This window comes from Subtercola boreus (assembly GCF_003399625.1).
Taxonomy (GTDB): Bacteria; Actinomycetota; Actinomycetes; order Actinomycetales; family Microbacteriaceae; genus Subtercola; species Subtercola boreus_C.
On record NZ_NBXA01000026.1, the window covers coordinates 390,008 to 414,550 of the forward strand.

Annotated in this window: 22 protein-coding genes; 3 read left to right on the forward strand and 19 right to left on the reverse strand. The window is 67.9% G+C overall.

Annotated elements, in window-relative coordinates:
• Window positions 1-10: 10 nt before the first annotated feature.
• Genes B7R21_RS15350 through B7R21_RS15380 form a run of 7 tightly spaced genes read right to left on the reverse strand, consistent with a single transcriptional unit; the run spans window position 11 to window position 6,721 of the window.
• Window positions 11-1,510 (reverse strand): aldehyde dehydrogenase, encoded by a 1,500-nt coding sequence (locus B7R21_RS15350; protein WP_116284097.1) that lies wholly within the window; start codon window positions 1,508-1,510, stop codon window positions 11-13.
• A 39-nt stretch (window positions 1,511-1,549) separates the two neighbouring features.
• A complete protein-coding gene (locus B7R21_RS15355; RefSeq protein ID WP_116284098.1) occupies window positions 1,550-2,653 on the reverse strand; it encodes a mandelate racemase/muconate lactonizing enzyme family protein in 1,104 nt (367 codons plus the stop codon).
• Window positions 2,650-3,168: a formaldehyde-activating enzyme gene (gene fae, locus B7R21_RS15360; RefSeq protein WP_116284099.1), complete on the reverse strand. Its 519-nt coding sequence runs from the start codon at window positions 3,166-3,168 to the stop codon at window positions 2,650-2,652. The genes B7R21_RS15355 and fae overlap by 4 nt, the downstream gene beginning before the upstream one ends.
• The gene (locus B7R21_RS15365; RefSeq protein ID WP_116284100.1) at window positions 3,168-4,112 is read right to left on the reverse strand and encodes a glycine betaine ABC transporter substrate-binding protein; all 945 of its coding nucleotides are present in this window, start codon (window positions 4,110-4,112) and stop codon (window positions 3,168-3,170) included. Before B7R21_RS15365 ends, fae begins: the two co-directional genes overlap by 1 nt.
• Before the next feature lie 59 nt (window positions 4,113-4,171).
• Window positions 4,172-4,963, reverse strand: coding sequence for an ABC transporter permease (locus B7R21_RS15370; RefSeq protein WP_116284101.1), 792 nt, complete (start codon window positions 4,961-4,963; stop codon window positions 4,172-4,174).
• Window positions 4,960-6,054 carry an ABC transporter ATP-binding protein gene (locus B7R21_RS15375; protein ID WP_116284102.1) on the reverse strand — a complete coding sequence of 365 codons (1,095 nt, stop codon included), beginning with the start codon at window positions 6,052-6,054 and terminating at the stop codon, window positions 4,960-4,962. The genes B7R21_RS15370 and B7R21_RS15375 overlap by 4 nt, the downstream gene beginning before the upstream one ends.
• Window position 6,055: 1 nt before the next feature.
• Entirely contained in the window at window positions 6,056-6,721 is a 666-nt protein-coding gene (locus B7R21_RS15380; protein WP_116284103.1) for an ABC transporter permease, read from the reverse strand.
• Window positions 6,722-6,865: 144 nt separating this feature from the next.
• On the opposite strand from B7R21_RS15380, the gene B7R21_RS15385 reads away from it, so the two are divergent.
• Window positions 6,866-7,753 carry an IclR family transcriptional regulator gene (locus tag B7R21_RS15385; protein WP_116284104.1) on the forward strand — a complete coding sequence of 296 codons (888 nt, stop codon included), beginning with the start codon at window positions 6,866-6,868 and terminating at the stop codon, window positions 7,751-7,753.
• Here B7R21_RS15385 and B7R21_RS15390 read toward each other — a convergent pair.
• The 12 genes from B7R21_RS15390 to pstC all read right to left on the reverse strand — a co-directional run bounded on the left by B7R21_RS15390 (window position 7,734) and on the right by pstC (window position 23,116).
• Window positions 7,734-8,066 carry a hypothetical protein gene (locus B7R21_RS15390; protein ID WP_253259841.1) on the reverse strand — a complete coding sequence of 111 codons (333 nt, stop codon included), beginning with the start codon at window positions 8,064-8,066 and terminating at the stop codon, window positions 7,734-7,736. The two genes, B7R21_RS15385 and B7R21_RS15390, sit on opposite strands and share 20 nt — an antisense overlap.
• Window positions 8,067-8,071: 5 nt before the next feature.
• Window positions 8,072-9,241 carry an inorganic phosphate transporter gene (locus B7R21_RS15395; RefSeq protein WP_116284105.1) on the reverse strand — a complete coding sequence of 390 codons (1,170 nt, stop codon included), beginning with the start codon at window positions 9,239-9,241 and terminating at the stop codon, window positions 8,072-8,074.
• A gap of 214 nt (window positions 9,242-9,455) precedes the next feature.
• Window positions 9,456-10,247, reverse strand: a complete 792-nt coding sequence (locus B7R21_RS15400) for a phosphate ABC transporter ATP-binding protein (RefSeq protein ID WP_216364269.1) — start codon at window positions 10,245-10,247, stop codon at window positions 9,456-9,458.
• A gap of 587 nt (window positions 10,248-10,834) precedes the next feature.
• The gene (locus B7R21_RS15405; protein WP_253259842.1) at window positions 10,835-11,857 is read right to left on the reverse strand and encodes a sortase; all 1,023 of its coding nucleotides are present in this window, start codon (window positions 11,855-11,857) and stop codon (window positions 10,835-10,837) included.
• Window positions 11,854-12,639 carry a hypothetical protein gene (locus tag B7R21_RS15410; protein WP_116284106.1) on the reverse strand — a complete coding sequence of 262 codons (786 nt, stop codon included), beginning with the start codon at window positions 12,637-12,639 and terminating at the stop codon, window positions 11,854-11,856. The genes B7R21_RS15405 and B7R21_RS15410 overlap by 4 nt, the downstream gene beginning before the upstream one ends.
• Window positions 12,636-13,709, reverse strand: a complete 1,074-nt coding sequence (locus B7R21_RS15415; RefSeq protein WP_147305911.1) for a hypothetical protein — start codon at window positions 13,707-13,709, stop codon at window positions 12,636-12,638. Before B7R21_RS15415 ends, B7R21_RS15410 begins: the two co-directional genes overlap by 4 nt.
• Before the next feature lie 157 nt (window positions 13,710-13,866).
• Window positions 13,867-14,928, reverse strand: coding sequence for a hypothetical protein (locus tag B7R21_RS15420; protein ID WP_116284108.1), 1,062 nt, complete (start codon window positions 14,926-14,928; stop codon window positions 13,867-13,869).
• A gap of 48 nt (window positions 14,929-14,976) precedes the next feature.
• A complete protein-coding gene (locus B7R21_RS15425; protein WP_116284109.1) occupies window positions 14,977-16,059 on the reverse strand; it encodes a hypothetical protein in 1,083 nt (360 codons plus the stop codon).
• Between the two features lie 115 nt (window positions 16,060-16,174).
• Window positions 16,175-18,793 (reverse strand): hypothetical protein, encoded by a 2,619-nt coding sequence (locus tag B7R21_RS15430; protein WP_147305912.1) that lies wholly within the window; start codon window positions 18,791-18,793, stop codon window positions 16,175-16,177.
• Between the two features lie 227 nt (window positions 18,794-19,020).
• A complete protein-coding gene (gene pstS, locus B7R21_RS15435; RefSeq protein WP_116284111.1) occupies window positions 19,021-20,661 on the reverse strand; it encodes a phosphate ABC transporter substrate-binding protein PstS in 1,641 nt (546 codons plus the stop codon).
• Complete coding sequence (gene pstA / locus B7R21_RS15440) at window positions 20,658-21,944, reverse strand: phosphate ABC transporter permease PstA (RefSeq protein WP_116284112.1); 1,287 nt, start codon at window positions 21,942-21,944, stop codon at window positions 20,658-20,660. The genes pstS and pstA overlap by 4 nt, the downstream gene beginning before the upstream one ends.
• Window positions 21,945-21,952: 8 nt before the next feature.
• Window positions 21,953-23,116 (reverse strand): phosphate ABC transporter permease subunit PstC, encoded by a 1,164-nt coding sequence (pstC, locus tag B7R21_RS15445; protein WP_253259843.1) that lies wholly within the window; start codon window positions 23,114-23,116, stop codon window positions 21,953-21,955.
• Between the two features lie 239 nt (window positions 23,117-23,355).
• On the opposite strand from pstC, the gene B7R21_RS15450 reads away from it, so the two are divergent.
• Window positions 23,356-23,994 (forward strand): nucleotidyltransferase domain-containing protein, encoded by a 639-nt coding sequence (locus B7R21_RS15450; RefSeq protein ID WP_172592204.1) that lies wholly within the window; start codon window positions 23,356-23,358, stop codon window positions 23,992-23,994.
• 9 nt (window positions 23,995-24,003) lie between these two features.
• Window positions 24,004-24,417, forward strand: a complete 414-nt coding sequence (locus B7R21_RS15455) for a hypothetical protein (RefSeq protein ID WP_147305913.1) — start codon at window positions 24,004-24,006, stop codon at window positions 24,415-24,417.
• Window positions 24,418-24,543 lie beyond the last annotated feature (126 nt).

The following is a 24,543-nucleotide window of genomic DNA, read 5'->3' on the forward strand; positions in this document are numbered from 1 at the left end:
TGCAGAGTGGTCAGTAGTTCGGACCCGGAGCGATGTCGATCCAGGTGGTCTTGAGGGAGGTGTAGCTGTCAAAGGCGTGCAGCGAGCGGTCGCGGCCCGCGCCCGACTGCTTCACACCGCCGAACGGGGTGATCACGTCGGCCACGTCGAAGGTGTTGACCCAGACCGTGCCGGCGCGGAGGTCCCGTGCGACTCGATGCGCCGTACGCAGATCGCTCGTCCAGACGCTCGCGGCCAGGCCGTAGGCGCTCTCGTTGGCGACTCGCACGCCCTCGGCTGCGCCCTCCACGACCGAGACCGAGAGCGCAGGCCCGAAGATCTCCTCCTGGCCGATGCGCCCGGAGTTGTCGACGTGGTCGTAGACCGTGGGCTCGACGTAGTAGCCGTTTTCGAGACCGACCGGCCGCACCTGCGAGCCGCCGTTCACCGTGACGCCCTCCGAACGGGCCACCTCGGTATAGGAGAGCACCCGATCCAGTTGCACGCGGCTCGCGATCGTACCGAGCTGGGTGCTCTCGTCGAGCGGGTCGCCCAGCACGAGCGAGGAGCCCACGGCGATGACCTTCTCGACCAGCTCGTCGTGCACCCGGGCATCCACCACCAGCCGGCTGCCGCCGTGGCAGGTCTGGCCGGCGTTGTAGAAGATGCCCCAGGCCACGGCCGAGGCGCAGGCGTCGAGATCTTCGACGTCGGCGAGCACGAGCTGCGCCGACTTGCCGCCGAGTTCGAGCGAGACCTGCTTGCCGTTCGACTCCCCCGCATAGGTGAGGAAGCCGCGGCCGACGGCGGGCGACCCCGTGAAGGCGATCTTGTCGACCAGGGGATGTCTTCCCAGCGCCTGCCCGGCCACCCGGCCGAGCCCGGGCACGACCTGCAGCACGCCTGCCGGAAGCCCTGCCTCAGCGGCCAACCCAGCCAGCTTCAGCGCCGACAGGCTGGTGAGCTCGGCAGGCTTCAACACGACCGAATTGCCGGCCGCGAGCGCGGGCGCGATCTTCCACGCCGTGATGATCAGCGGATAGTTCCACGGCACGACCGCCCCGATCACGCCGAGCGGTTCGCGGCTGATGAGGGCCAGCGCACTCTCGGGGGCCGGAGCGATCTCGTCGTAGACCTTGTCGAGCGCCTCGGCGTACCAGCGCACCGTGCGGGCGGCGTTCGGCACGTCGACATTCAGCGAGTCGGAGATCGGATGCCCGGAGTCGAGCGACTCGAGCAGCGCCAGTTCCTCGCGGTTCTCGAGCATCAGGTCTGCCAACCGAAGCAGCACGGCCTGCCGGGTGCGCCGGTCGGCGCGCGACCAGACCCCGCTCTCGAAGGTGGCGGCCGCACCGCGCACGGCCCGATCGATGTCCTCCTCGTTCGCCGAGCTGACGGCCGCGAACACCTTTCCGTCGCGGGGAGTGATCGTGTCGAAGGTGCCGCCGTCGCTCGACGGGCGGAACTCCCCGTCGAGGAAGAGCCGGGTCTCCGGGCGCAGGGCGGCAGCAGCCGCGATCCAGTCGGTCATGATGTCTTTCTGTGATGGCTGGGGAAGAGGGACGGCGGATCAGACGGTGTAGCGGGCCACGGCGGCGCGGTCGATCGTGACACCGAGCCCCGGACCGGACGGAACCACGAGGTCGCCGTGCGAGTCGATCATCAGTGGCTCGAGGAAGAAGTCCCGCCGCTCCGGGGTCCAGCCCGGCGGGTCGAACGGGAACTCGATGTACGGACCGGCATCCACGCCCGCGGCGACGTGCAGGTTGGCCAGCAGTCCGAGCCCGTTGCTCCAGGTGTGCGGGGTGAAGGATCGGTGCCGCAGGTTCGCCGACTCGGCGACCTGGCGGGCGCGGTGCATGCCGACTGCGAGGGCGACGTCGGGCTGGTAGATGTCGAAGGCATCCTGCTCGATGAGGGCCATGATCTCGGGCAGCGACCGCACCATCTCCCCGCCGGCGATCTGGATGCCCGTCTGTGCCCTGACGCGCTGCGCGCCCGCGACATCGACCTGGGGCAGCGGTTCTTCGAGCCAGAGCACGCCGAGGTCGACGAGTTCGGCCGCCACGTGCTGCACGCGGGCGAGCGGGAGCGCGGCGTCGATGTCTCCCGACATCCGCCACATCTGGTTGAGGTCGACCATCAGGTCGAAGTCGGGACCGACCGCTTCGCGGGTGCGGCGCACCGCTTCCACGCCTTCGGCGAGCGCCGTACGGGCGATCCGGATCTTCATGGCCTTGAAGCCGAGCTCGCGGGCGGCGAGCGCCGACTCGGCCCGGGCCTCCGGGCTCTTCAGCTCCCCCGACGAGGCGTAGGCCGGCAGCCGGTCGCGCGCCCCACCGAACAGCACGCTGACCGGCAGGCCCGCGACCTTGCCGATGATGTCCCAGAGCGCTGCCTCCAGCGGCCAGTACCGGCCGCCGTGGAAGTTGATCGTCTCGATGCGGCGCACCTGGTTCAGGATCTGCAACGGATCGGTGCCGATGAACAGGTCGCGGTAGGCGTCGAAGCCGTCCATCGTGTCACCCGATCCGACTCCGGTGACACCCTCGTCGGTGAAGACCTCGACGAGCGTCGCCGGGAACAGCCGGCGGGGTTCCGGATCCCACGCCGCGTTGAACGGTGGATCGAGCGGCAGCACCATCCGCGTGAGGCGGATGTCGGTGATCTTCATGTGGTTCTGGCCTTCGGTGTGTAGAACGGGTTGGAGGCTGCATCGCGGGCGGCGATCACATCGTCGGTCGACGGCAGCAGGCGAACGCCGTTCTCGAGGGCGGTGCGCACCGAGAGCCGGTTGTTCTCGTAGACCTGCTCGGCATCGTCGGCGCCGGGATTCACCCAGACCGCCGCGATGATGACGTGACTGTCGGCCTGTTCGCGGGAGACGATGCCGTCGGCGAGCGCCTCCGCGACTCCCGCGGCGATACCGGCCTGGGCCGGGCCCCAGATGAGCAGTCCGTGCTCATCCGAGGCCGGCGCCGACTTGGTGACGAAGAGCGTCAGCGGTTTCACTGGGAGGGAGGGCCGGAGCACCGTCACGAACGGCACGTGGCCGGCGCTCGGGGTGGCGAGGGCAGTGGCCCAGGCAACGCCGGCCGGGCCCTCGCGGTCACCGAAGACAGTGTTGACGTGGGCTGCGTTGACGCCGTCACCGACGAAGCTCTCGCCGAGTTGCAGACCCGAGGTCATCAGATCAGGCCCTGTTCGGTCAGCCAGTCCTTCGCGATGTCGGCGGGATCGTCACCGTCGACATCGGCCTTGGCGTTCAGCTTCTGCATCTCCTCGGTGGTGAGTTTGCTCGACACCAGCGCCATCACGTCGGCGATGCCGGGGTACTTGTCGAGGGTGCTCTGCTTGAGCGTGAAGGCTCCCTGGTAGACCGGGAAGAAGGACTTGTCGTCCTGCATCACAGTGAGCCCGAGAGCCGGGATCCGGCCGTCCGTCTGGAACACCTCGCCGAAGTTGCAGGTGTCACCCTTGGCGGTGGTCGTGTAGATGACCCCGGTGTCGAGCAGCGCGACGTTCGAGTCGGGCACGGCATCCAGACCGTAGGCCTTCTTGACCCCGGGCCAGCCGTCGTCGCGGGTCGAGAACTCGCTCTCGATGCAGAACGTCTGGTCGGCGACCGGGAGCTTCGCGATGTCGCTGAGCTTGGTGACGCCGAGCGCCTTCGCCTTGTCGGAGAGGATCGCGAACGCGTAGGTGTTGTTCAGGGGTGCCGGGTCGAGCCAGGCGATGCCGTTGGCGGCGTCAGCTTTCTTGGTGGCGTCGAACTGGGCCTGTTCGCCCTGCACAGGGGTCGTGTTGTTGTTGTAGGTGATCCACGATGTGCCGGTGTACTCCCAGTAGCCGAGGAACTGGTCGCTCACGAGAGCAGCTCGCACGTTGGCTGATCCGACGACGCTCGTGTTGGCCTTGGTGTTCGCACCGTGGGCGTTGAAGAGCTGGCTGGTGATGTTGGCGAGGATGTACTGCTCGGAGAAGTCCTTCGCGCCGACATCGCCGGAGAGACCCGCGAGTTCGTCGCCCTTGCCCGAGGAGGAAGCGCCAGTGCTTCCGCCTGAGCAGGCGGTCAAGGCGAGGGCGCCGACGGCCAGGATGGCCAGCAGCCCTGTGGTTCGTTTGAGGTTCATGGTGCTCTTTCTGTGTGGGGGGAGGTGTGGTGCAGGAGAGGGTGTGGTGCAGGAGAGGGTCAGACGCCCTTCGGGCGCAACAGGTCTTCGGCGATGCTGGCGAGCCAGTCGATCAGCAGGGCTATGCAGGAGACGAGCACGGCACCCGTGATGAGAACGGGGAAGCGCTGCAGCTTCAGCCCGTTGACGATCATGTCGCCGAGGCCGCCGGCATCGATGAACGTGGCCACTGTGGCCACACCGACGCAGAACACCAGCGAGGTGCGGAGCCCGGCGAGGATCACCGGCACCGCGAGCGGCAGTTCGATGCGCCGCAGGACCTGGCCCGGAGTCATGCCCATGCCGCGTGCCGATTCCGTGACGCTGGGGTCGATCTGGGAGAGGCCGACCATGGTGTTCCGGAGCACCGGCAGGAACGAGTACGCCACCAGGGCGATGAGCGCGGTCTGGAATCCGATCTGCCAGATGATCGCGAGCAGGATGATGAAACCGATGGCCGGCGTCGCCTGCCCGATGTTGGCGATCGTCAGGATCGTTCCGCGCAGGAGCCGCGACGTGGTGCGACTGGCCACGATGCCCGCCGGGATCGCCAGCACGGCAACCAGCGCTGAGGCGATGAATGTGAGCTCGAGGTGCTCCCTGGTGCGGAGCAGGATGTAGTCGGCGTTGAGGGTGCGCGCCATGATCGAGTCGATCTCGAGGGTCTGGATCCAGAGGAACAGGGCCAGCAGCACCAGCACGATAACGATCGGCGTGGCGATGCGGCGGAGGGTCCAGAACCGTGCCCGTCGAACCCCGAGTTCAGCCGGTGCAACGCTGACGTCGCGCTCGATCACGGCCTCGAAGGTCATGAGAGCACCCCCGGCGCCCCGGCACCCGCGTCATCACCGAGTTCGGCCGAGATCTGGTCGACGGTGACGGATGCCACGACCTTTCCGCTTGCGTCGGTCACCCCGATGGCCGGCAGGCCGGTCAGCACGAGCAGGTCCAGGGCGTCCCGGAGCGAATCGGTCTCGGACAGTGACGCTGTGCCCCGGGCATCCGTTGCCCTGCCGAGCAGCGCGTCGTACAGCGGAATCAGCGCGAGACGCTTGAGTGCCGCCCCATGCCCGATGAACGAAGCGACATAGTCGTTGGCCGGTGCCCTCAGGATGTTCGCGGGGGTGTCGAACTGCTCGATCTTCGACCGGTCGCTGAGCACCGCGATGCGGTCGCCGAGCCGCACGGCCTCGTCGAAGTCGTGGGTCACGAAGATGATCGTCTTGCCGATCGACTCCTGGAGGCGCAGGAACTCCACCTGCAGCTTCTCGCGGGTGATCGGGTCGGTCGCGCCGAACGGTTCGTCCATCAGCATCACGGGCGGGTCCGCGGCCAGGGCGCGAGCCACGCCGACGCGCTGCTGCTGCCCGCCCGAGAGCTGCTTCGGATAGCGCCCCGCGAACGTCTTCGGGTCGAGCTGGACCACTGAGAGCAGCTCATCCACCCTGTTGCGGGTCTTCTCCTTCGACCAGCCGAGCAGCTTCGGCACGACCGAGATGTTCTCGGCGATCGTCATGTGCGGAAAGAGGCCGATCTGCTGGATGACATAGCCGATGTGCCGACGGAGCTCGTTCGGGTTCAGCGACAGCACGTCGCGCCCGTCGACCGTGATCGACCCCGAGGTCGGCTCGATGATGCGGTTGATCATCTTCATCGTGGTGGTCTTGCCGCAGCCGGAGGGGCCGACGAACATGATGAGCTCGCCGGGCTCGACATCCATCGAGAAGTTCTCGACGGCCGGCACGGTCTGCTCGCCGTAGACCTTGTTCACGTTCTTCAGTTCGATGTGGGCGCCGCTGGTGTTCTTCACCGTGGTGATGGTGGTCGTGGTGCGGATGGTCGCCTCTGTGGGCCGGCCGCCCAGAACGCGTGACGCGCCGGTGTCTGCTGTGGAGTCGGTCATGTCAGGCCCTCAGTCCCTTCGAGGTGGTCGTTTTCGTGATGAGTGTGAACAGGCCGTCGACGATGAGGGCCAGAACGATGACACCGAGGGTGCCGGTGAGTGCATAGTTGAGCGCGTTCTTCGAGCCGAGCGAACTGAGGCCCTGGAAGATCATCTGGCCGAGTCCCGGGCCACCCACATAGGCGCCGATCGCCGCGATGCCGATGGTGAGCTGCGCCGCGACGCGCACACCGGTCACGATCACCGGCCAGGCCATCGGCAGCTGGATGCGCAGCAGCACCGCCCCACGGGAGAGCCCCATGCCCGTGGCCGCCTCCATGATCGCGGGGCTCACTTCGCGGAGCCCGACCACGGTGTTCCGGATGATCGGCAGCAGCGAGTAGAGAGTCAGGCCGATCAGCGTGGGAACCCAGCCGAGCCCGAAGAGCGGGATCATCGCCGCCAGGAGCGCGAGCGAGGGGATCGTCAGGATGACGGCAGCGCTCGTGACGGCGAGCGAGCGCCCGACGGGGCTGTTCCAGACGAGGAGGCCGACACCGACACCGATGGCGGTGGCGAGCAGCAGCGCCACGGCCACGACGAGCAGGTGTTGGCCGACCAGCTGGAGAATGTCGTCGTAGCGCTTTCCCCAGAAGGCCAGAAGGCCCGGAAGGTCGAATCCGGTCATGAATGCACAGCTCCTCTGCTCTTCGTTGAGTGGCGGCCCCACGCTGCCGTGCTGGCCGGTGCGACACGGATGACACTACGTCGGTGGTGTTCTTTTGCGCAACAGCAGTTGTGCATATGACAACCACGGGCCTACTGTGGGGTCATGGATGCTGTACCAACCCCCCGCCGGAACTCCGCCGGACTCCGTCGTGACCTCGAACTGCTCGAAGTCCTCGGCTCGCCCGAGGCGGAAGAGTCGGGCGGACTCGGGGTCGTTCGCCTGGCAGAACTGGTCGGGCGCGACAAGGGACAGGTGTCGCGCACTCTGGCGACGCTCGCCGATGCGGGGCTCGTCGCCCGCGACCCGGCCACCCTCACCTATGGCCTGGGCTACCAGCTCTACGCCCTGGCGGCGCGCACCCTCGAATCCCGGCTCGTGCGGCAGGCGGTGCCCTTCCTCCGGCGGGTCGTCGCCGCCACCCACGAGACGGCCCACCTCTGCGTGCTCCGCGGCGACAGCGTGCTCACCCTCAGCAGCCAGCTGAGCGAGCACGCCTTCCGGGGCATCGCCTGGGAGGGCGTGAGCGTGGCCGCCTGGATGACGTCGGCCGGCCGGGTGCTGATCAGCGACTGGAGCGATGCCGACATCCGCGGCTGGTACGACCGGCACGGCAACGATCGTGCTGTCACAGGCCCGGTCGCGCCCGTGGTCGCACCTCTGAGCGGGCTCCCTCCCGAACCGGCGGCGGAGGGCGGAATCCCGTTGATCACCGACTTCGAGAGCCTGTTGACCGAGATCGGGCACATCCGCCGCCGGGGCTACGCGAGCGTCGACGAGGAATTCGAGATGGGGGTGGTCGGAGTCTCCGCACCGGTCTTCGACTTTCGGGGCAACATCGTCGCCGCCATCAACGTGAGCGCACCGAAGGCACGCCTCGGCCGGCACCTGGATGCCGCGGGGCGACTCGTCTCCGAGATCGCCGAACAGCTCTCGGCCGAACTCGGAGCCGCGCCCCGCCGGGGTTCGCGGGTCAGTGGAACTGCGGAATGATCAGGTAGAGCCCGTAGAGCACCGCGGCGGCCCCGATGGCGAGGCACAGGTAGCCGCCGAAGGTCGCAGCGACGGGGCGCTCGCCCCGGGCCGCGCTCGTGACGTGGCCCTCGGATCCGGTGTCGTCGGGGGAACCGGCGGCCAACAGGCGGAGCCCGAGGGCGTAGAACACCACGATCACCACCGCCGCCACGAACGAGATGACGAAGACGACCGCGAAGGCGCCCCAGTCGACTCCGAGGAACTGGCCGGAAGCCGCGGCGATGAGGTGCGGGGCGGCGGGAACGGCTGTCTGTGCATCCGGAGTCCACATGGTCGTCAGGCCTTCTTTCCGGCGAGCTCAGCACCCGCATCGTCTGAACCGTCTGCGGCGTCGTCGCCTGTCTCGTTGACGTTCTCCTGCGTCACGGGGTGCCGCCTGGCCAGCACGAAGAAGCCGGCACCCAGCACGAGCGCCAGCACCGCGACGATGATGAGTCCGAGCGTGCTGGAGGAGGCGGCCCAGGCCGCGAGCCCACCCACGATCGCCGCCGCCGGCAGGGTGAAGACCCAGCCGAGGGCGATCTTGCCGACAACACCCCAGTGCACGCGGGCGAGCTTCTTGCCGAGACCCGATCCGACCACCGCACCGGAGGTCACCTGTGTCGTCGAGAGGGCGAAGCCCAGGTGCGAGGAGATCAGGATGGTGGCGGCCGAACTCGTCTCGGCGGCGAAACCCTGTGCAGGCTGCACATCGGTGATGCGCTTGCCCACCGTTCGCATGATGCGCCAGCCGCCGAGGTAGGTGCCGATGGCGATCGCCAGGCCGCACGCACCGATCACCCAGAGCTGCGGGCCTGTACCGGAATCCTGGTACCCGGCCGCGACGAGCGTGAGCGTGATGACGCCCATCGTCTTCTGGGCGTCGTTCGTTCCGTGGGCGAGCGACACGAGGGAGGCCGAGATCGTCTGGCCGTGACGGAATCCGCGGTCCGAACCGCGGGTGCGCGCCTGGCGCGTTATGCGGTAGGCGGCATAGGTGGCGACAAGTGCGACCAGCCCCGCGACGAAGGGCGAGAAGAGCGCCGGCAGCACCACCTTCGAGAGCACGACGCCGAAGTCGACCGAGTTGACGCCCGCGCCGATGATGGCGGCGCCGATCAGACCGCCGAACAGGGCGTGCGTCGAGCTCGACGGCAGGCCCAGGTACCAGGTGCCGAGGTTCCAGAGCACCGCGCCGACCAGCCCGGCGAAGATCATGGTGGGGGTGACCTGGATCCCGCCCTCGCCCTCCTTGATGATGCCCTGGGAGATCGTCTTGGCGACCTCGGTGGAGAGGAATGCCCCGACCAGGTTGAGCACCGCCGAGATGAGCACGGCGACCTTCGGCTTCAGGGCGCCCGTGGCGACCGAGGTGGCCATGGCATTCGCGGTGTCGTGGAAACCGTTCGTGAAATCGAAGACGAGCGCAATGACGATGACGAGCAAGACAGTGATGAGTACGTCCATCGGATGATCCTCCAGCCGTGCGTGTGGGGTCCTGGCGTCGCAGTTCGGCGTCGGGTGGGTTTCTGTGAGGAGACGTTAGGAGCGCTCGGTGAACGCCGGGTTAACATGCCCGGGGGTTGACAGCGGAGTGTCTGAGTTCGGTTTCGGCCGGGCTCAGCTGACAGGCGTCCAGCCCACCGCTGGGTGAGGTAGTGCGGCTGAGCCTCATCGGGCCTCAGCCGAACACTCCGTTCACGTAGTCGTAGGTGCGGGAGTCGATGGGGTCGCTGAACATGGCCTCGGTGTCGCCGTGCTCGACGATGCCGCCGGGCTGGCCCTGCGAGGCGAGGAAGAACGCGCACTGGGTCGAGACCCGTTGGGCCTGCTGCATGTTGTGCGTGACGATCACGATCGTGACGTCGTTGACGAGCTCGAGCATGGTCTCCTCGATCACCCGGGTGGAGGTGGGGTCGAGGGCCGAGCACGGTTCGTCCATGAGGAGCACCTGCGGTGTGACGGCGAGGGATCGTGCGATGCAGAGCCGTTGCTGCTGGCCGCCCGAGAGGCCGCCACCCGGGGAACGGAGGCGATCCCGCACCTCGTTCCAGAGCCCCGCCTTCGTGAGGCAGCTTTCGACGAGCTGGTCCCTTTCGTCGCGCCCCACCTTGGTGCCGGTGAGCTTCAGGCCCGCGACGACGTTGTCGTAGATCGACATCGCCGGGAACGGGTTCGGCTTCTGGAACACCATGCCGATGCTCTTGCGGGCATCCACGAGCTTTCGGGAGGGGTCGTAGATGTCGGTGCCCTCGATCAGCACCTCACCGGCGAGGCTGGCGCTCGGCACGAGTTCGTGCATCCGGTTCAGAATGCGGAGGAACGTCGACTTGCCGCAGCCCGAGGGCCCGATCAGCGAGGTGATCACGCCGGCGGGCATGTCGAGCGAGACGCGATCCAGAACCTGGTGGTCGCCGAACCAGGCGGAGATGTTGCGCGCCTCGAGCCCCGCGAGCGGCGCCCGCTCCGCCAGCAGCAGCGCTCCCGGCAGGGGCTGGGCGACGTATCCCGAAGCGTAGCCGGGGGGCGGGGCGCCGGGAACGACTCCGGCGGACGGGATCACTCCGTCGAAGGCCGCTTGCGCCGGGGCGGTGTCGGGGCCGGCGACCGGTGACCAGTCCCGCGGGCCGGGTGCGCCGCTGAGGGGCAACCAGGTGGTCTCGTCGGGCGCGGCGACGGGCGGGTTCTCGCGTCGGCCGAGGCGCGGCAGACGGGGCGACTTCGGCGGTTTCGGCGACTTCTGGGCCTTCGGGGCTCTCGCCGGCTTCGAGGATGCGGGGGGCGTGGGCGTCTTGGCGAGATCCGGTGGTGACGTGCTCAGCAGAGCCGTCGTCGGAGCGTCCGCCGACGTCGCGAGAGCGGCACTCGATGCCGCCGCCGAGGCGTCGGGCAGCAGCGACGACGCAGCCACCTCACCCGGGGGCCGCACACGTCGACCCCGGTTGCCGAGCGCGGGAAGCACCTCTGTCACGTCGGGGTCTGGGGCAGGATCAGTCATGGTGTGTCACTTCGTGTCGTTTGTGGGCTGGGCTGGCGGGAGGCCGGCCGCGGTGCGGCCGATCACAGCAGGTTGGGCAGCAGCAGGGCGAGCTGATTGGCCACGAACAGAGCGGCGAGGATCGAGAGCGGCGCGAACACCACCCACGTCTTCTGCGCCCCGATGCGGCGGAACGCCCAGACGGCCGCGAGCTCGACGACCAACAGGAACTGCAGCGCGAAGACGAGCGCCCACGCGGTGGTCGTGTCGGTCGACATGGCCTGGTCGACGGCCGGCAGCGCGAGGTAGGTGGTCTGCCGCTTGCCGGCCGGCTGCACGGCACTGGTCAGTTCGGCATCCACGTACGCGATGCCGGTCGGGATGAACGCAGGGCCCCTCGCAGTGACGAGGGTGAGTCTCGACGTGCCACCCGTGAAGGTCGGCACGGGGTCGCCGGCGTACCGCACTCCGATGACCTCGAACTGCTGTTCGCCCTGCCCGGTGGTCACCGAGAGCTTGTCGCCGGGTGCGAGTTCCTGGATGCGCGAGAAGGGTCCGCCGTACGCCGCCGCCCGCCCCATCACGGTGCTGATACCCGCCTGGCCCGGGAGCACGGAGTCGCGGCGGTGGCCCGGCCCGTTCTTCAGCACGTCGGCAGAGCTGCCCTCGGAGATCACCTCGCGCACGTTGATCGAGGGGATGTCGATGACACCCACCGGCGAGCCGTCGGCCACGAGCTGGTCGTCGAACGTGGCCTCGCTGACCGGAGCCGTGCCGGCGAGCGCCTGTACCCGGTACTCGTTGCTGAGCTGCTGCTGGGCGACGAAGTGCTGCACCTGGCTCAGCACCATGAGGTTGGCGGCGAAGGCGAACAGCATCGCCGCGACCAGCAGCAGCACACCGTGCACGACGACCTGCACCGGTCCGGGAGGCGAGACGGGCCCGGGCGCGGACGGCGGCGGGCGGCGGGGCAGTCGCGGCGGTTGGGGGGCCCGGGGCGGTTTCGGCCCCCGTCCTCCGCGCGCCAGCCGGGGGGCCCGGGGCGATGCGCCCCGGGCCGGAGCCTCAGGGGCGAAGGCCGCCTGCTCGTCGATGACCGCGGTCACGCCGCTCCCCCGCCCGCCGCCGTTGCCATGACAGGCGGGGGGTTCCGGATGATCGTGACGACCCGGAACGCTCCGGCAGCCAGAATCAGCAGTACCAGCACGAACCACGGCAGCACGAACATGAATCCGTCGCGGGTGATCGACGACAGTGCCGTTCCGGCCACGTTCTCGGGAGGCGTGAAGGTCGCGTGGGTGGTGAAGAACGCCCACTGGCCGAGCCCACTCAGGGTCGCCTCGATGACCCGCGATTCGTCGGGCTTCAGCTGGTCGATCCGGATGCCGTCGACCCGCGCGATCTCGTTTCCGAACGGGCCAACCAGCTGGAAGCCGGCCGAGCCGTCGATCGTGAACTGCGACACGTTGTGCACGGTGAACTCCGCATGGGAGTCACCGCCGAACGGGTTGATGCTCCAGCCGTAGCCCGACGTCACACCGCTGACGAAGACGATCCCGCCGAGATCGAACTCGTCCGCAGTGGGAACGGGTGCGGAGGCAGCGGGCCCACCGGTGACGACGGTATTGCCGGTGCTACCGCTGCCGAGGCCGGGGGTGGACGGCTTCGGCAGCGAGGGGCTGCCGTTGCCGCTCACGCCCGACAGAGTCGGTGCGGGCGGAAATGTCGTGACGGGTTCCGCCGGAGCGGGCGACACCGTCACGGTGATGCCGACCCCACCGGTGTCGTCGGCCAGGGCGGGGTTCGCCCCGAGCAGTGCGGTGCCGGCGAGCCCGACCAGCACCAGCGCACCCACGGCGAGCGCGAGACGCGATCCTGAACCGCTCACCCTGCGGCCACCGGCTGCTCGGCGGCCCGGCGCCTGGCCTCGGCCTCGGTGTACTCGGCCCAGGCGACGGCGTTCTTGGCGTCACGGGCACGGCGCCAGCGCAGAAAGAAGAAGACGAGTGCAGCGATGACGACCAGGATGACCAGCCACCACGGCATCGCCACAGCCACCGTGTCACGGTCCACCGTGGCGAGGGGCCCCGGATCCTGGGCATCGGCGTCGACGGTCGGCGCGAGGCTGATGTAGGGGTTCAGGTATCCGAGCTGGCCGATGCCCGGCACGACCACCGAGAGGGTGCGGGTGCTGCCCGGGAGCATCTCTGCGATTTCGGCACGTTGCAGTGTTCCCGCGGCGATGCCGAAGTAGGTGTTGACGCCGATGACCGCATTCGCACCGAGAGCGACGTTGCCGTTGTTGCGCACGGTGTAGGTCACGGTCGTCGTGCCGTCGAACGGGTTCAGCTGGGCGTCGTAGGAGGCCGAGATGCTGCTGACGGTGAGGGCGGCCTGCAGCGCACCGGCGACGCGGGCGTAGAGCCGGGTGGCGACCCGGCGGTCGACGAGAACCTGTCCGTCGGTCGAGAGTACCGAGATGACGATCCCCGCGGCATGGTCGCCGGGCGAGGCGTCGGCCGGCACATTCATGGTGAACGGCACGACCTGGCTCGCTCCGGGTTCGAGTGGGATCGAGAGCTGGGTGGCACCATCGGCGAACGACACCCAGCTGCCGGCGCCGGTGGGTGCGGCATCCGTGTCGAGCAGTCCGTACGATCCGTCATCCGTGTTGTAGGCGTCAGTTGCGAAGACCTTCATGGTCTGCGGGATCGTGCCGGCATTCGTGACGAGGTAACTGTCGCTGATCTGTTGCCCGGGAGAGATCGTGTAGCTGAACCGGGAGCGGTCGTCGGAACCGGATCCGTCCGACGGCGAGCCGGAGATGCCGGACTCGTCGTCGGCGTGGGCGACCTGTGCCGTGGAGACACCGACCATCGCCAGCGCCAGGAGAAGCGCGGCGAGAACGCAGGAGACGAGACGCTTCATCGTCAAGGGGAGGGCGGTTGTTTCGGGCACAGTACATTCATCCAAAAGAGGTTTGCGGGCAGCGGGCCGAGGCGTGAACCAGACGTGAACGGGAGGCGGAGCGGCGGGGCGGTTCCCGGCCCCACCGCACCATCGAAGGGAGGGCCGCTCGCGCGGACCCTCCCCCCGGTGTGTGCAGGTGGTGCGACTACTTCGAAGCCAGCGTGACGGTGAGCTTCGAGGTGTAGGTGCCAGCCGGCTTGTCGCCGGGGGCGACGAAGGTCAGCTTGGCGTCGAGATCGGTCTGCGTGACCGCGGCGGTGTTGTCGGCCGAGGCGAACGGAGCCGGGTTGACGGCGGAGCCGGCGACCTGTGCGCCTGCGAGCGTGACGCTGGCGGGCTTGGTGCCGACGGCGAGCGGCTCGATGCCGAGCTGCTTCTTGTCGATGGTGACAGCCGAGTCGCCCGAGTTGGTGAAGTCGGTGACCGAGGTGGTCACCGTCCAGCCCTTGTGAGTGACGACGCGGCCATCCTTCACCGAGAAGGTGCCGAGGTTGCCGGTCGAGGTCGACAGGCCACCGACGAGCGTTGCAGCGCCGAGCGTGGTGGTGGTGGAAGCGGGGGCGACGAGCGTCAGAATGCCGTCCTGGCCGGCGACCGTGGTCGCCTGGATGGTCTGGTCGAACGAGCCGCTCGCGGGGGTCGGCGGCGTGACGGGGCCGCTGTCGGTCGACAGCGCGTAGGTCCAGTTGCCGCTACCGGCGGTCACCGTGATCGGCGCGAACCAGATACCGGCTGACGAGAGCGCCACGTTGTTGAACTTCTCGCAGGCGAAGCCGACGCTGTAGTTGCCACCGGCAGCCCGGACCGAACCGGCACCGGGCGAACCCAGGATCTGGGCGCCGAGGTTGGCGCCGGGCTCGAGGATCTGCTTGGTTCCGGGCTTGAAGCCACCGTCTGCGTAGGCGACCCACGCGGAGCGCACCTTCTCCTGGCCGACCGGCGAGATGAAGGTCTGCACCGTCTCCGCGTCAGAGGGGCAGGCGAAGAGCGAGCGGGCGTCGGTGGCGCTGGGGGAACCGACGAGGTCGTCGTCCCACAGGTTGACGCTGCCGGGGGCGATGAGAGCCTCGGTGCCGGAGTCGTACAGGTAGTAGACGGCGTCGGAGCCGTTCGAGGTGGCGGCTGTGGCCGAGAAGGCCGAGGCGCCGACGAGCGACGCGGCGGCAACGCCGATGGCGGCGATGCGGAGTGCGTTCTTACGCAACATTTCTGGTGTGCCTTTCAGATTCTCTGTGAAGAGCGAGGTGTGTGGTGACTAGGACGCGTTCGCGCGGATGGAGACGGTGGTCGACGGAGCGAGGAAACCGAACTTGGTCTTCACCGCACCCGACGTGGAGGGGCCCGAACCGAAGTTCGTGAGGCTCTTCGACTTGGTGGGATCGATGAGCGCTGCGAGAGCGGGGTCGTACTTCGGGCTCGACGGGTTCACGCGGGCAGCCTCGACGACGACGTAGGTGTCGCGACCGAAGGTGGTGTCTGCGTAGTAGGTCGGGTTCGGAACGAAGCTGCCGTCGGCGCCGGTGAACGGAACCACGGATCCCTCGGCGCTGCCGAGACGAGCGGTTCCGGTGCGGTCCTGTGCTGCACCGTTGCTCTGGGCGACCCAGCTGGCGACGGAGAACGGGATGAGCTCACCGGCGTTGACGAGCACGGTGCCGTCGTTCTCGGCGTCTCCGCGCTGCACGACACAGGAACCGGGGGTGGTGATTCCGATGGCCGACAGGAAGAACTTGCGGGTACCCGAAGCAGCCTGGGGCAGAACCGGGGTGACCGCGGTGCCGTTGACCGTCGTCAGCGAGCAGTTGTAGATGGCCGTGAGCTGCGCCTTGGTGAGCTGGTCGATGCCGGTTCCGTTGTAGGCGTACGACAGGGCGTCGCGGCCGAACTGGAAGTACTGCAGCACACCGCTGGTGTTCGCCGCTGCGCCGGGGCCGCTGGACGAGCGGGCGATGTCGACCAGGCCGGTGATGGCTCTGGCCGGCGTCGAGTTGCCGGACACCGAGAACGGTGCGCCGTCGATGGAACGGCTGAGCGCTTTGACGCCGTCGCCCGAACCCGCGGGGCGAGCGAAGTAGGTGCCCGAACCCTTGGTCTGGATCGAGTCGGAGCCGAAGGCGTCGAACGAGCCGATGGAGTTACCGCTGGCCGTCACGCGAACCGAAGCACCGGTGACGGTGGTGCCGTTCGCGAGAGCGTTGGCCGCATCCTGGAGAGTGTCTGAGCCGACCAGCGAGTAGCTGTTCGACACCGGGTCGGCGTACGCGGGGGCTGCGAATGCGATGCCGGCAACGGCGACGCCAACTGCTGCGCAGACGGCAACAACTTTCGTGATTTTCACTGTGCGTGATTCCTTCTTTTGAGTGTGATTACCGAGCATCCGCAGTCACGGCGTCTCGACTTGGTGCGGCGCCGGCAATCGTTGCCGAGGTCACGGGATTCCAAGAATGTGGGCATCAGGAGCGTCTCCTGATGCGGGAGAGGAACGGCACCGCGAAGGCGGCACCGAATCCGGCGAGGAGGCTTGCGGGCACAGCGGCAGAGATCGGGCCGCCGACGGGATCGGCCGGTGTCGCCGGGCCGAGAAGCGGAGCGGCGACAGCACCGGTCGCACCGACCACCGTCTCGGGAGCGGAGATGATCGCTGCCGGGGCCGGGGCCGACACGCCCCCCGCCGGGCGGACGACGGCGACGCCCGCCTGCACCTGCGCGGGGGTCAGCGCGCTGCCTGCCGGCGCGACGGCTGCGTTCGGCGCCTCGGGAACCGGAGGAACGGGCAGCCGCCCCGACTCGATGGTGTCTGCCGCGACGAGTGCCTGCGCCTCCCACCCCGAGGGGATCGGCGCGTAGCCCTTCGGCAGCTGGCCGAGCGTGTCGCCGGGCGTCTGCCCGTTGGTCGCGGCGTACCGGATGAACGCCGCATAGTCGGCCCGGAGCGCAGGGTCGTTCATGGTGCGGTTCACGGCGGCATAGATGGGCATGGCCAGCGGATACGCGGTCGGGGCCGCCTTCGCCGCCTCGCTCTTCGGATCGAACGTGTAGACCTGCGGTTGGGCCGGCGCGGCCGTCATCGCTGCGGCAGCCGCGGTCAGCGAATCGATCGTCGGGGCGACGAATTCTCCCGCCGGGTTCTGCAATTCGGCGGAGACCACCTGGTAGCGCGCTGCCGATGAGGTGTCGGTCAGCCCGAGCACACTCTGCTCGCCCGGCAGGCTCCGCACGGCCTTGTCGTACTTCGGCGTAGCCGCGGTGGGGTTCCACTGGCCGAGGGTCTGCCCGTCGCCGCGCAGAGTCAGGTAGGCGCCTGTGTCGAGGTCGTTGACGTAGGGGCGCCAGGTGACCAGGTTCACCTCGCCGCCGTTGTCGGTCGCCTTCTGGTCGATCGGGTCGGTCTTCGGGAAGCTGTCCCGAGGCAGAACGAGGCCCTTCGAGTCCTTGTTCTTGCTGACGGCTTGAACGACCTCGTCGTTCGTGCTGCTCCACGGGTTGACGATCATCCCCCAGTCGTCGGGCTCGCCGTTCAGAAAGGCGACGGCGGCGGGGTCGGAGAGCACGTAGTTCCAGAGCTGGGTCGCGGCATCCGACCTCCCCTGGGGCTCGAGCAGGTCGGCCACCGAGGGGCTGATGACGTTCATGTGCTGCCACTCGGGGTCGTTGACCGCGAGAAAGTCGGGATCCCGTGTGAGGTTGCGTGCGTTCTTGCCCTGGTCTTCGGGACTCTTGTATCCGACGTGCGAACGGTCGGCGCCGGTCGGCAGCGAGTCGATGTACGAGTTCGTGAGCAGCTTGGCGACCAGCCGCGGCGTGAGCTTCAGGGACGTGAACGGCAGGCCCGCCGAATCGATCACCGACTGCGGGGTGCCTTCCACAGTCGAGGGCACGCGATCGACGGCGAAACCGATCGACAGGCCACCCAGGGCGACAGGTGCGTAGGTGAGATTGTCCACCCCGCCACTGGCCTCGGCCGACAGCGGCAGGGAGGTCAGAGCGAGCGGCGCGACGGCCGTGCCGTTCGCGGCCAGAGCCGCATCGGTGTCCGCTCCGGTGCTGATCGAGTACACCGAACCGCCGGCCGCATTGCAGAGCGCCGGTTGCCACGACGCCACGGCGGCGGCCACGAGCTCGCTGCCGGCGATCGGGCGTTCCGCCGCGCCGAATGGGCAGTTCACGCCGAGCGGGTTGAAGGTGAGCTTGACCGCGATGCGGTGCTTCCACGTGTCATAGAAGAGGCCCGACTGGTCGATACCGGCGCTGCCTGGGTCTTTTTCGCCACGCGGAATGATGACCAGCCAGCATGCGCGACCGGATTTGCTGCCGTCGGCTGCCGTGACCGGAGCGCCGCAGCCGAGGCCCGGTGCCTGCAACGCCGTCTGCACCTCGAATTTCGCGCTGCCGGTACCGTTGTCGCCCGACCCGATCCACTTGACCTCGTTGGTCGTGTACTTCGTGAAGAACGGGTTCTGGTTCACGTCGACCGTCTCGTCGTGCACGCCGTCCTTGACCGAGGCCACGGTCTCGCCGGTCACAGCGCGGAAGGGGATCGACGTGTAGGTCGGCACCGCGAAGTTGGTCGACGGCACGGTGTAGTCCATGTCCTGGGGAGCGACATCGTCGATGCTGCCCAGGTAGTTGTCGCGCGAGGCGCCGGGGCTCGAGAACCCTCCGTACTGGCAGGTGGTGCGATCGGGCGCCGGAGTGCTGGACTTCGGGTCGTCGCCCCAGCACTGGGCGATCTGCAGAAAGTCCGCCCCGCCGGTGATGGTGGAGGGCAGCTCGGACTTCTTGCCTCCGGTCCACGAGATCGTGAGCCCCTGCGACACGAGTCCCCGCGTCTGGCTGATGGTGACCGCGAGGTCGGGTGCCGGAGCGTTCGCGATGTCCGCGTCCTGGTCGGAGGCCTTCACCGTCACAGCCGATGAATCGTCGGCGTGCGCGATCCCGCCGGGCAGCACGACTCCCGAGAGCGCGACGATCGCGCCGACCGAGAGCCCGACGACGACGCCGGTGGCTCCGGAGAGCAACCAGGTGCGCCGGGGCGAACGATAGCTGCTGCGGTGACGGGGAGAAGAAGGCACAGGGAACTCCATGCTGGAATCCAGCGGTTTGAAAGGGGAACGTGGGTAAAAATATGGGCGGATAGTGGCCCCCAGATGAACGTGCGGGGAACGAGTGCTCCCAGCCAGATTTCACGTTGGGGCGAGCGCGATTCACTTTTCGCGGCGCGCCGAAGAACCCCCGGGATCCGCATGATTCCGGGGGTTCAGACCCCTCGTTCAGGGGCCAGCGGGCGTCAGGGAGTCGGCTACCGGTTGCGCTTCAGGCGACGCGAGACGAACGGCGGGAGCACGATGGCGAGCAGCAGCAGCACTCCGGCCGAGATCATCACGATCTGCTGCGGCCCGAACGCCTGGTCGGCCAGTGTCAGCGGCTTGCTGACGGCCACGGAGGCCCCTGCGGCGGCGCTCCCGCTCACGATGGCCCCGTTCGCGTCGTAGACCGCGGTGTTGGATGCGGCAGCTCCGGCTGCCGCCGCTGCTGCCGGATCTGCGGCCGCAGCCGCTGCTGCCGCAGCCGCCGCGGCATCGGCAGCAGGGGCCACAGTCGCGGCTCCACCGTCAGCCGTGGGGGCCGCGGCGGCACTCCCGCCAGAACCCGATCCGGTGACCGGAGTGTCGATGACCGCGCCGGCGGTGCCGGTCGTGCACTGGTTCGGGCCCTGCTTGTCGCAGTCGACCGGCTGAGGTGCCGTATCGAGAATCTTCAGCGCCGGGTTGTTGCATTTCGCCAGGTCGACGCCTTCCGCCGGACCGCCCGGAATGCGTTTCACCTGTGCGGAGGCCGCCTGCACGAGATTCAGGGGCAACGGTGAATAGCCGAGCTGCTGCGCCTGCTGTTGCCCCTCGCAGAGCAGATAGCTCGTGAACGCGCCGAGGGTCTTGCCCTTCTCGGCCGTGAAGATCTTGTTCGTCGCCGTCGGCAGGATCATGTACGAGTAGCTCGAGAGCGGATACGTTCGCGGGTCGGTGTTGTTGTACACCCCGTCGAGCACCTGCGTGAGGTCGCTGTTGATCTGGGCGCCGACGAGCGCCACGGCCACCGACGGCGCCGTCGGCTCGACGAAGTAACCCGCGTTGTTCAGCACCTTCGCGACGGGGAAGCCCGACTTCAGGGCGTAGGAGTACTCGACGTAGGTGATCGCGCCCTCTCCGTAGTCCTGGCTGACGTAGCCGGCGACACCGAGAGAACCGCTCTGCAGTTTCGCGTTGCCGAAACCGGGGTACTGCGAGGTCAGCCCGCAGGGGGCGGGGCGGCCGACGGAGGTGCAGAAGGAGTTCCAGAGGTCGGAGTGCTGCTTCGACATCCAGAGCGTGAACTGTGCCGTGGAACCGGATCCGTCCGAGCGCAGAACCGGCACGATCGCTTTGTCGGGCATGGCGAGGCCGGGGTTGTCGGCGACGATGGCGGGGTCGTTCCAGTTGACGATGACGCCGGTGAAGATCTTCGTGATGACGTCGCCGTCGAGCCGCAGGTTCGTGACCCGTTTGCCACCGATCTTCAGGTTGTACATGAAGGAGGTACCACCGGCCACGATCGGCATGTAGGCGTAGTCGCTGGTCGGCACCTCGGGTGCCGAGTTGTCTTCGGGGTGCGCCTGGAACGGGATCTCACTCACCGCGAAGTCGACCGACTGGCTGATGAAGTCCTGTCGGCCGGCCGACGACCCGTTGCCCGAATAGTTGACCGTCATACCGTAATTCGCAGCGACGTTCTTGCGCCACTGGTCGAGGGCGTTCTGCGACCAGGTAGACCCGCTGCCGGTGATCGGCAGGTAGATCTCAGCCGAGGCGCTCTGCACACTCACTCCCCCGCCGACGCCGAGCAGCAGAACCACGAGTGCGAGCGTCGCGGTGAGAAAACGGAGGAAACGGGCGCGGGGGGTCACTCTGAGGGCTCCTTGGTGGGGGTCGGTGTGAGCACGTAGCGCTCGACGGTCATGCGCCGGAGGTCATCCACCGACCGCTGGGCGACGCGGCGGCGCTGGCGGTCGCTGAGCTGCCCCGCGCCCTTGCCGCCGATCAGGCGGGCGACGATGAACAGCAGGAGCACCAGCAGGATGAGCACGGCGGCCGTGCCGAAACCGCGGGCGATGATGTTGGGTTCCGGCGACTTCACGAAGTCGAACACCTGGAGCGGCAGCGAGATCATCGGGCCTTCGAACGGGTTCAGGTTCATCACCGCGGTGATGCCGGAGGTCAGCAGCACGGGTGAGGTCTCCCCGATGCCGCGAGCAGTGCCGAGGATGACCGCCGTGACGAGCCCCGAACGGGCGGTCGGCAGCACCACGCTCCAGACGGTGCGCCAGCGGGTCGAACCGAGTGCGTACGACGCCTCCCGGAGGTTCCCCGGCACCAACCTCAACACCACATCGGATGCCCGGATGATGATCGGCAGCATCATCACGCTGATCGCCAGCGACGCCGCGAACCCCGACCGCTGATGGGTGATGAGCTGGATGACCGCCGCGTACACGAACAGACCGGCCACGATCGAGGGCAGCGCCGTCATCGCGTCGGAGATCGTGCGCACGAACCGGGCGAACTTCCCGCCGATCTCATTGAGGAAGACGGCCGTCGTGATGCCGAGCGGAATCGTGATCGCGAGCGCGATGGAGATCTGGATGAGCGTGCCGACGATCGCGTGCGAGATACCTCCCACGTCGAGCCCGTCGAGGGGGCCGGCGAGCTGCATCGTCTGGGTGAAGAAGTTGAGGTGCGGCAGCGCCACGGATCCGCGACCCACCGTGTAGACCACCACGAACGCGAGCGCACCGAACAGGATCGTGCCCGCGCTGATGAGCAGCACCGTCAGAACCCGGTCCTTCACCTCCTCACGGTCGGATCGGAGCGACACGAGCAGGATGTAGAAGCCGATGAACGCCAGGAACGCGACCACGACCCAGCCGATCGGCCCGGTCAGCGGGGTGAACCAGCCGAACAGCAGGGTGGCGACGGTGGGGCCGGCGACCAGCGCGCCGAGGATGTTGAAACGTTCATCCAGTGTCGACTCCCGGAGGCGGCGGCGCGGGCCGATCTCGACGCCCTCCTTCGACGGGATGTGCGTCGGGGCCGGCGGGGCTGTGGCGGTCTCGGCGTGCGCGTCTCTACGGCGGTCGCCGTCGTCGCCGTCGTTCCCGGCCAGCGGGCGTTCGAGGGTGGTGATCGACATCGTTCGGCTCAGCTCGTCTCGGCGCCGGAGCGCGACCGGGCGACGATCGACGACGCCGTGAAGTTGATGACCAGGGTGATGAGGAAGAGAACGAGCCCCGCCGCCATCAGCGCAGAGAGACCGAACTGGCTCGCCTCGCCGTAACGCAGGGCAATCAGCGCGCTGACCGAGTTCGTGCCGGTCTTCAGCACCTCCCAGTTGATCGTGAAGATCGGCGAGATGATGAGGTACACCGCGATGGTCTCGCCGAGGGCGCGGCCGAGGCCGAGCATGACTCCCCCGATCATCCCGCCCCGTCCGAACGGCAGCACGACGGTGCGGATCATGCCCCACCGAGTGGAGCCGAGGGCGAACGCCGCCTCGCGCTCCCCCATCGGCGCCTGGGAGAAGGCCTCGCGCATGACCGATGTCTGGGTCGGCACCACCATGAGACCCACCACGATGCCCGCGATGAAAGCGCTCGACGTGAACGCACTGGCCTCGGTGAGGCGGGCACCCGATCCGTCTTCGACAGCGAAGATCGGGATGAAGGAGAAGTACGTCGAGATCCAGGCCGACACCGGGATGACCGCCGCCTGCAGGAAGAAGAGGCCCCAGAGCCCGAACACCACACTCGGAACCGCCGCCATCAGGTCGACCAGCGACACCAGGAACGAGCGGATCGGGCCGCGCACGACCTCCGAGAGGAGCAGCGCGGTGCCGACCGCCAGCGGCACCCCCACGAACATGGCGATGATCGCGATGGTGAATGTGCCGAAGATGACCGACGCGATGCCGAAATGCCCGGTCTCCGGCGACCACTGCTGTTCGAGCAGAAAGTTGATGCCCGACACCTGCAGTGCGTCGCTCGCCCGCAGCGACAGGAAGATGCCGACCGCCAGCATGATGCTCACCGTGGTGACGCCGGCTGTGAGCGAGACGCCCTTGAAGATCGAGTCGGACTGCGACGGCCGCGACCGCAGCGAGCGCTTGACGGCGTCGCGGTGATTCGTCGGTTCAGGCTGGTCGGTGAGGGTGGCTGTGGCCGGATGCCGCTGGCGGGAGTTCGCGTCGAAGATCTCGCCACCCACCTCCGGTGCGAACACGCGCTCGACAGGGACCTTCACGCTCGTCGGCCGGTTGAGCGCCTCGTGCAGGTCGGTCAGCGACTCGAACGACTTGTCTTCGGACACGCTTCACCACACCTCTGCTCGGGCACGCCTCAGGCAGGCGGAACACAACCCCTCGATGCTCGGGGGGCAAGGTGAACGACGGGGGCCCGGGCGGGGAAGAAGGGATGGACGCGGAATGAGCGGCGGCCTGCAGTCGTCGCACCATGGCTTGTCGTACAATTTCATCCATATCAATGTTTTTTCATCGACACGGATGAAAAAACCGCAGGAGGCAGGCGGCTATGAATCTCAGTCATCCCATGACGTCGTTGGTGCGATCGCTGGAGGGTCGGATCTTCACAACGCTCGCTCGCACGACAGATGGCCTCACGGGCTCACGAGTCGCTCACCTCATCGAACACGCCTCCAATCCGGGCATCCAGACCGCCTTGAAGCGGATGGTGCTCGAAGGCACAGTGCTCAGCCGCCGAGTGGGAAGCGCGTCGGTCTACGAGCTCAATCGCGAACACCTCCTGTGGCCGGCGATCGAGACCCTGGTTGAAGCGACGAACGAAGTTGTTCACAGCCTCGAAGCGCGAATCGTGACAGAGGTTCAGGCGGTGCTCGGCACTCGCGAAGCACGTATCGTGACACTCGCATTCTTCGGATCGGTGGCGCGAGGGACGAGTACCGCGAACAGTGACATCGATCTCGTGGCGTACTTCCCTCTGACCGTCGACGACGAGGCGGCCGAGCGCGTCGTCAGCGCCCTGACCTCGAAGGTGCCGCGTTGGACGGGTAACGAGTGCAACATCTACGCGCTCTCAGGCGCCGACGCGGTGGCCCTGAAAAGTGCCGACGATCCTCTGCTGCTGTCCTGGCATCAGGATTCCCGCACCTTCAACGGGCCCGACCTGCGGACGATTCTCGGGGCAGCAACAGTGAGCGATTCTCGGTAAAATGAGAAGATGTCACGTATTCTGCCAATGGATCCCACCAGCATCACGCAACGAGCCGGCACCGCCAGGGAACATCTCCAGGTGGCGGAGGAACGACTGGAATACTCGGCCCTGACAGCGATCCCCTCGGCGGAGGCGCAGGTCGCAGCATCGAACGCCATAAGTGCGGGTATCGCTGCATCCGACGCGATCTGCGGAAAGGCCCTCGGCGAACGCAGCAACGAATCAGACCACAGAGTGGCCGTCGCCCTCCTCGCCTCCGTCCATCCCGGCGGCGCGGAGTTGTCGAGCAGGCTTGCACGCCTCCTGGCAGACAAGAGCCAACATCAGTACGGCGGCTACGTCACGCGAAAACGTGCGGAGAAGGCGGTGAAGCACGCGAAGATCCTGGTCGACGCGATGCAGGTCTTCGGGATCGCCTGAAAGCAAGCGATCGGCGGTCAGGCGTGGCGCGGGAGCGGGATGGGGGTCGTGAAGGTGCGGGACACGGAGGCGAGGACGACCCGATCCGGAGCCGTCGGGCGAGCCGCGGCGACGTACGTGCGCGGA

Excerpts from the sequence above, each read along its gene's own strand:
- B7R21_RS15350 (WP_116284097.1), bottom strand. The coding sequence starts at position 1,510 with ATGACCGACTGGATCGCGGCTGCTGCCGCCCTGCGCCCGGAGACCCGG.
- B7R21_RS15355 (WP_116284098.1), bottom strand. The coding sequence starts at position 2,653 with ATGAAGATCACCGACATCCGCCTCACGCGGATGGTGCTGCCGCTCGAT.
- fae (WP_116284099.1), bottom strand. The coding sequence starts at position 3,168 with ATGACCTCGGGTCTGCAACTCGGCGAGAGCTTCGTCGGTGACGGCGTC.
- B7R21_RS15365 (WP_116284100.1), bottom strand. The coding sequence starts at position 4,112 with ATGAACCTCAAACGAACCACAGGGCTGCTGGCCATCCTGGCCGTCGGC.
- B7R21_RS15370 (WP_116284101.1), bottom strand. The coding sequence starts at position 4,963 with ATGACCTTCGAGGCCGTGATCGAGCGCGACGTCAGCGTTGCACCGGCT.
- B7R21_RS15375 (WP_116284102.1), bottom strand. The coding sequence starts at position 6,054 with ATGACCGACTCCACAGCAGACACCGGCGCGTCACGCGTTCTGGGCGGC.
- B7R21_RS15380 (WP_116284103.1), bottom strand. The coding sequence starts at position 6,721 with ATGACCGGATTCGACCTTCCGGGCCTTCTGGCCTTCTGGGGAAAGCGC.
- B7R21_RS15385 (WP_116284104.1), top strand. The coding sequence starts at position 6,866 with ATGGATGCTGTACCAACCCCCCGCCGGAACTCCGCCGGACTCCGTCGT.
- B7R21_RS15390 (WP_253259841.1), bottom strand. The coding sequence starts at position 8,066 with ATGTGGACTCCGGATGCACAGACAGCCGTTCCCGCCGCCCCGCACCTC.
- B7R21_RS15395 (WP_116284105.1), bottom strand. The coding sequence starts at position 9,241 with ATGGACGTACTCATCACTGTCTTGCTCGTCATCGTCATTGCGCTCGTC.
- B7R21_RS15420 (WP_116284108.1), bottom strand. The coding sequence starts at position 14,928 with ATGTTGCGTAAGAACGCACTCCGCATCGCCGCCATCGGCGTTGCCGCC.
- pstA (WP_116284112.1), bottom strand. The coding sequence starts at position 21,944 with ATGTCGATCACCACCCTCGAACGCCCGCTGGCCGGGAACGACGGCGAC.
- B7R21_RS15450 (WP_172592204.1), top strand. The coding sequence starts at position 23,356 with ATGACGTCGTTGGTGCGATCGCTGGAGGGTCGGATCTTCACAACGCTC.
- B7R21_RS15455 (WP_147305913.1), top strand. The coding sequence starts at position 24,004 with ATGTCACGTATTCTGCCAATGGATCCCACCAGCATCACGCAACGAGCC.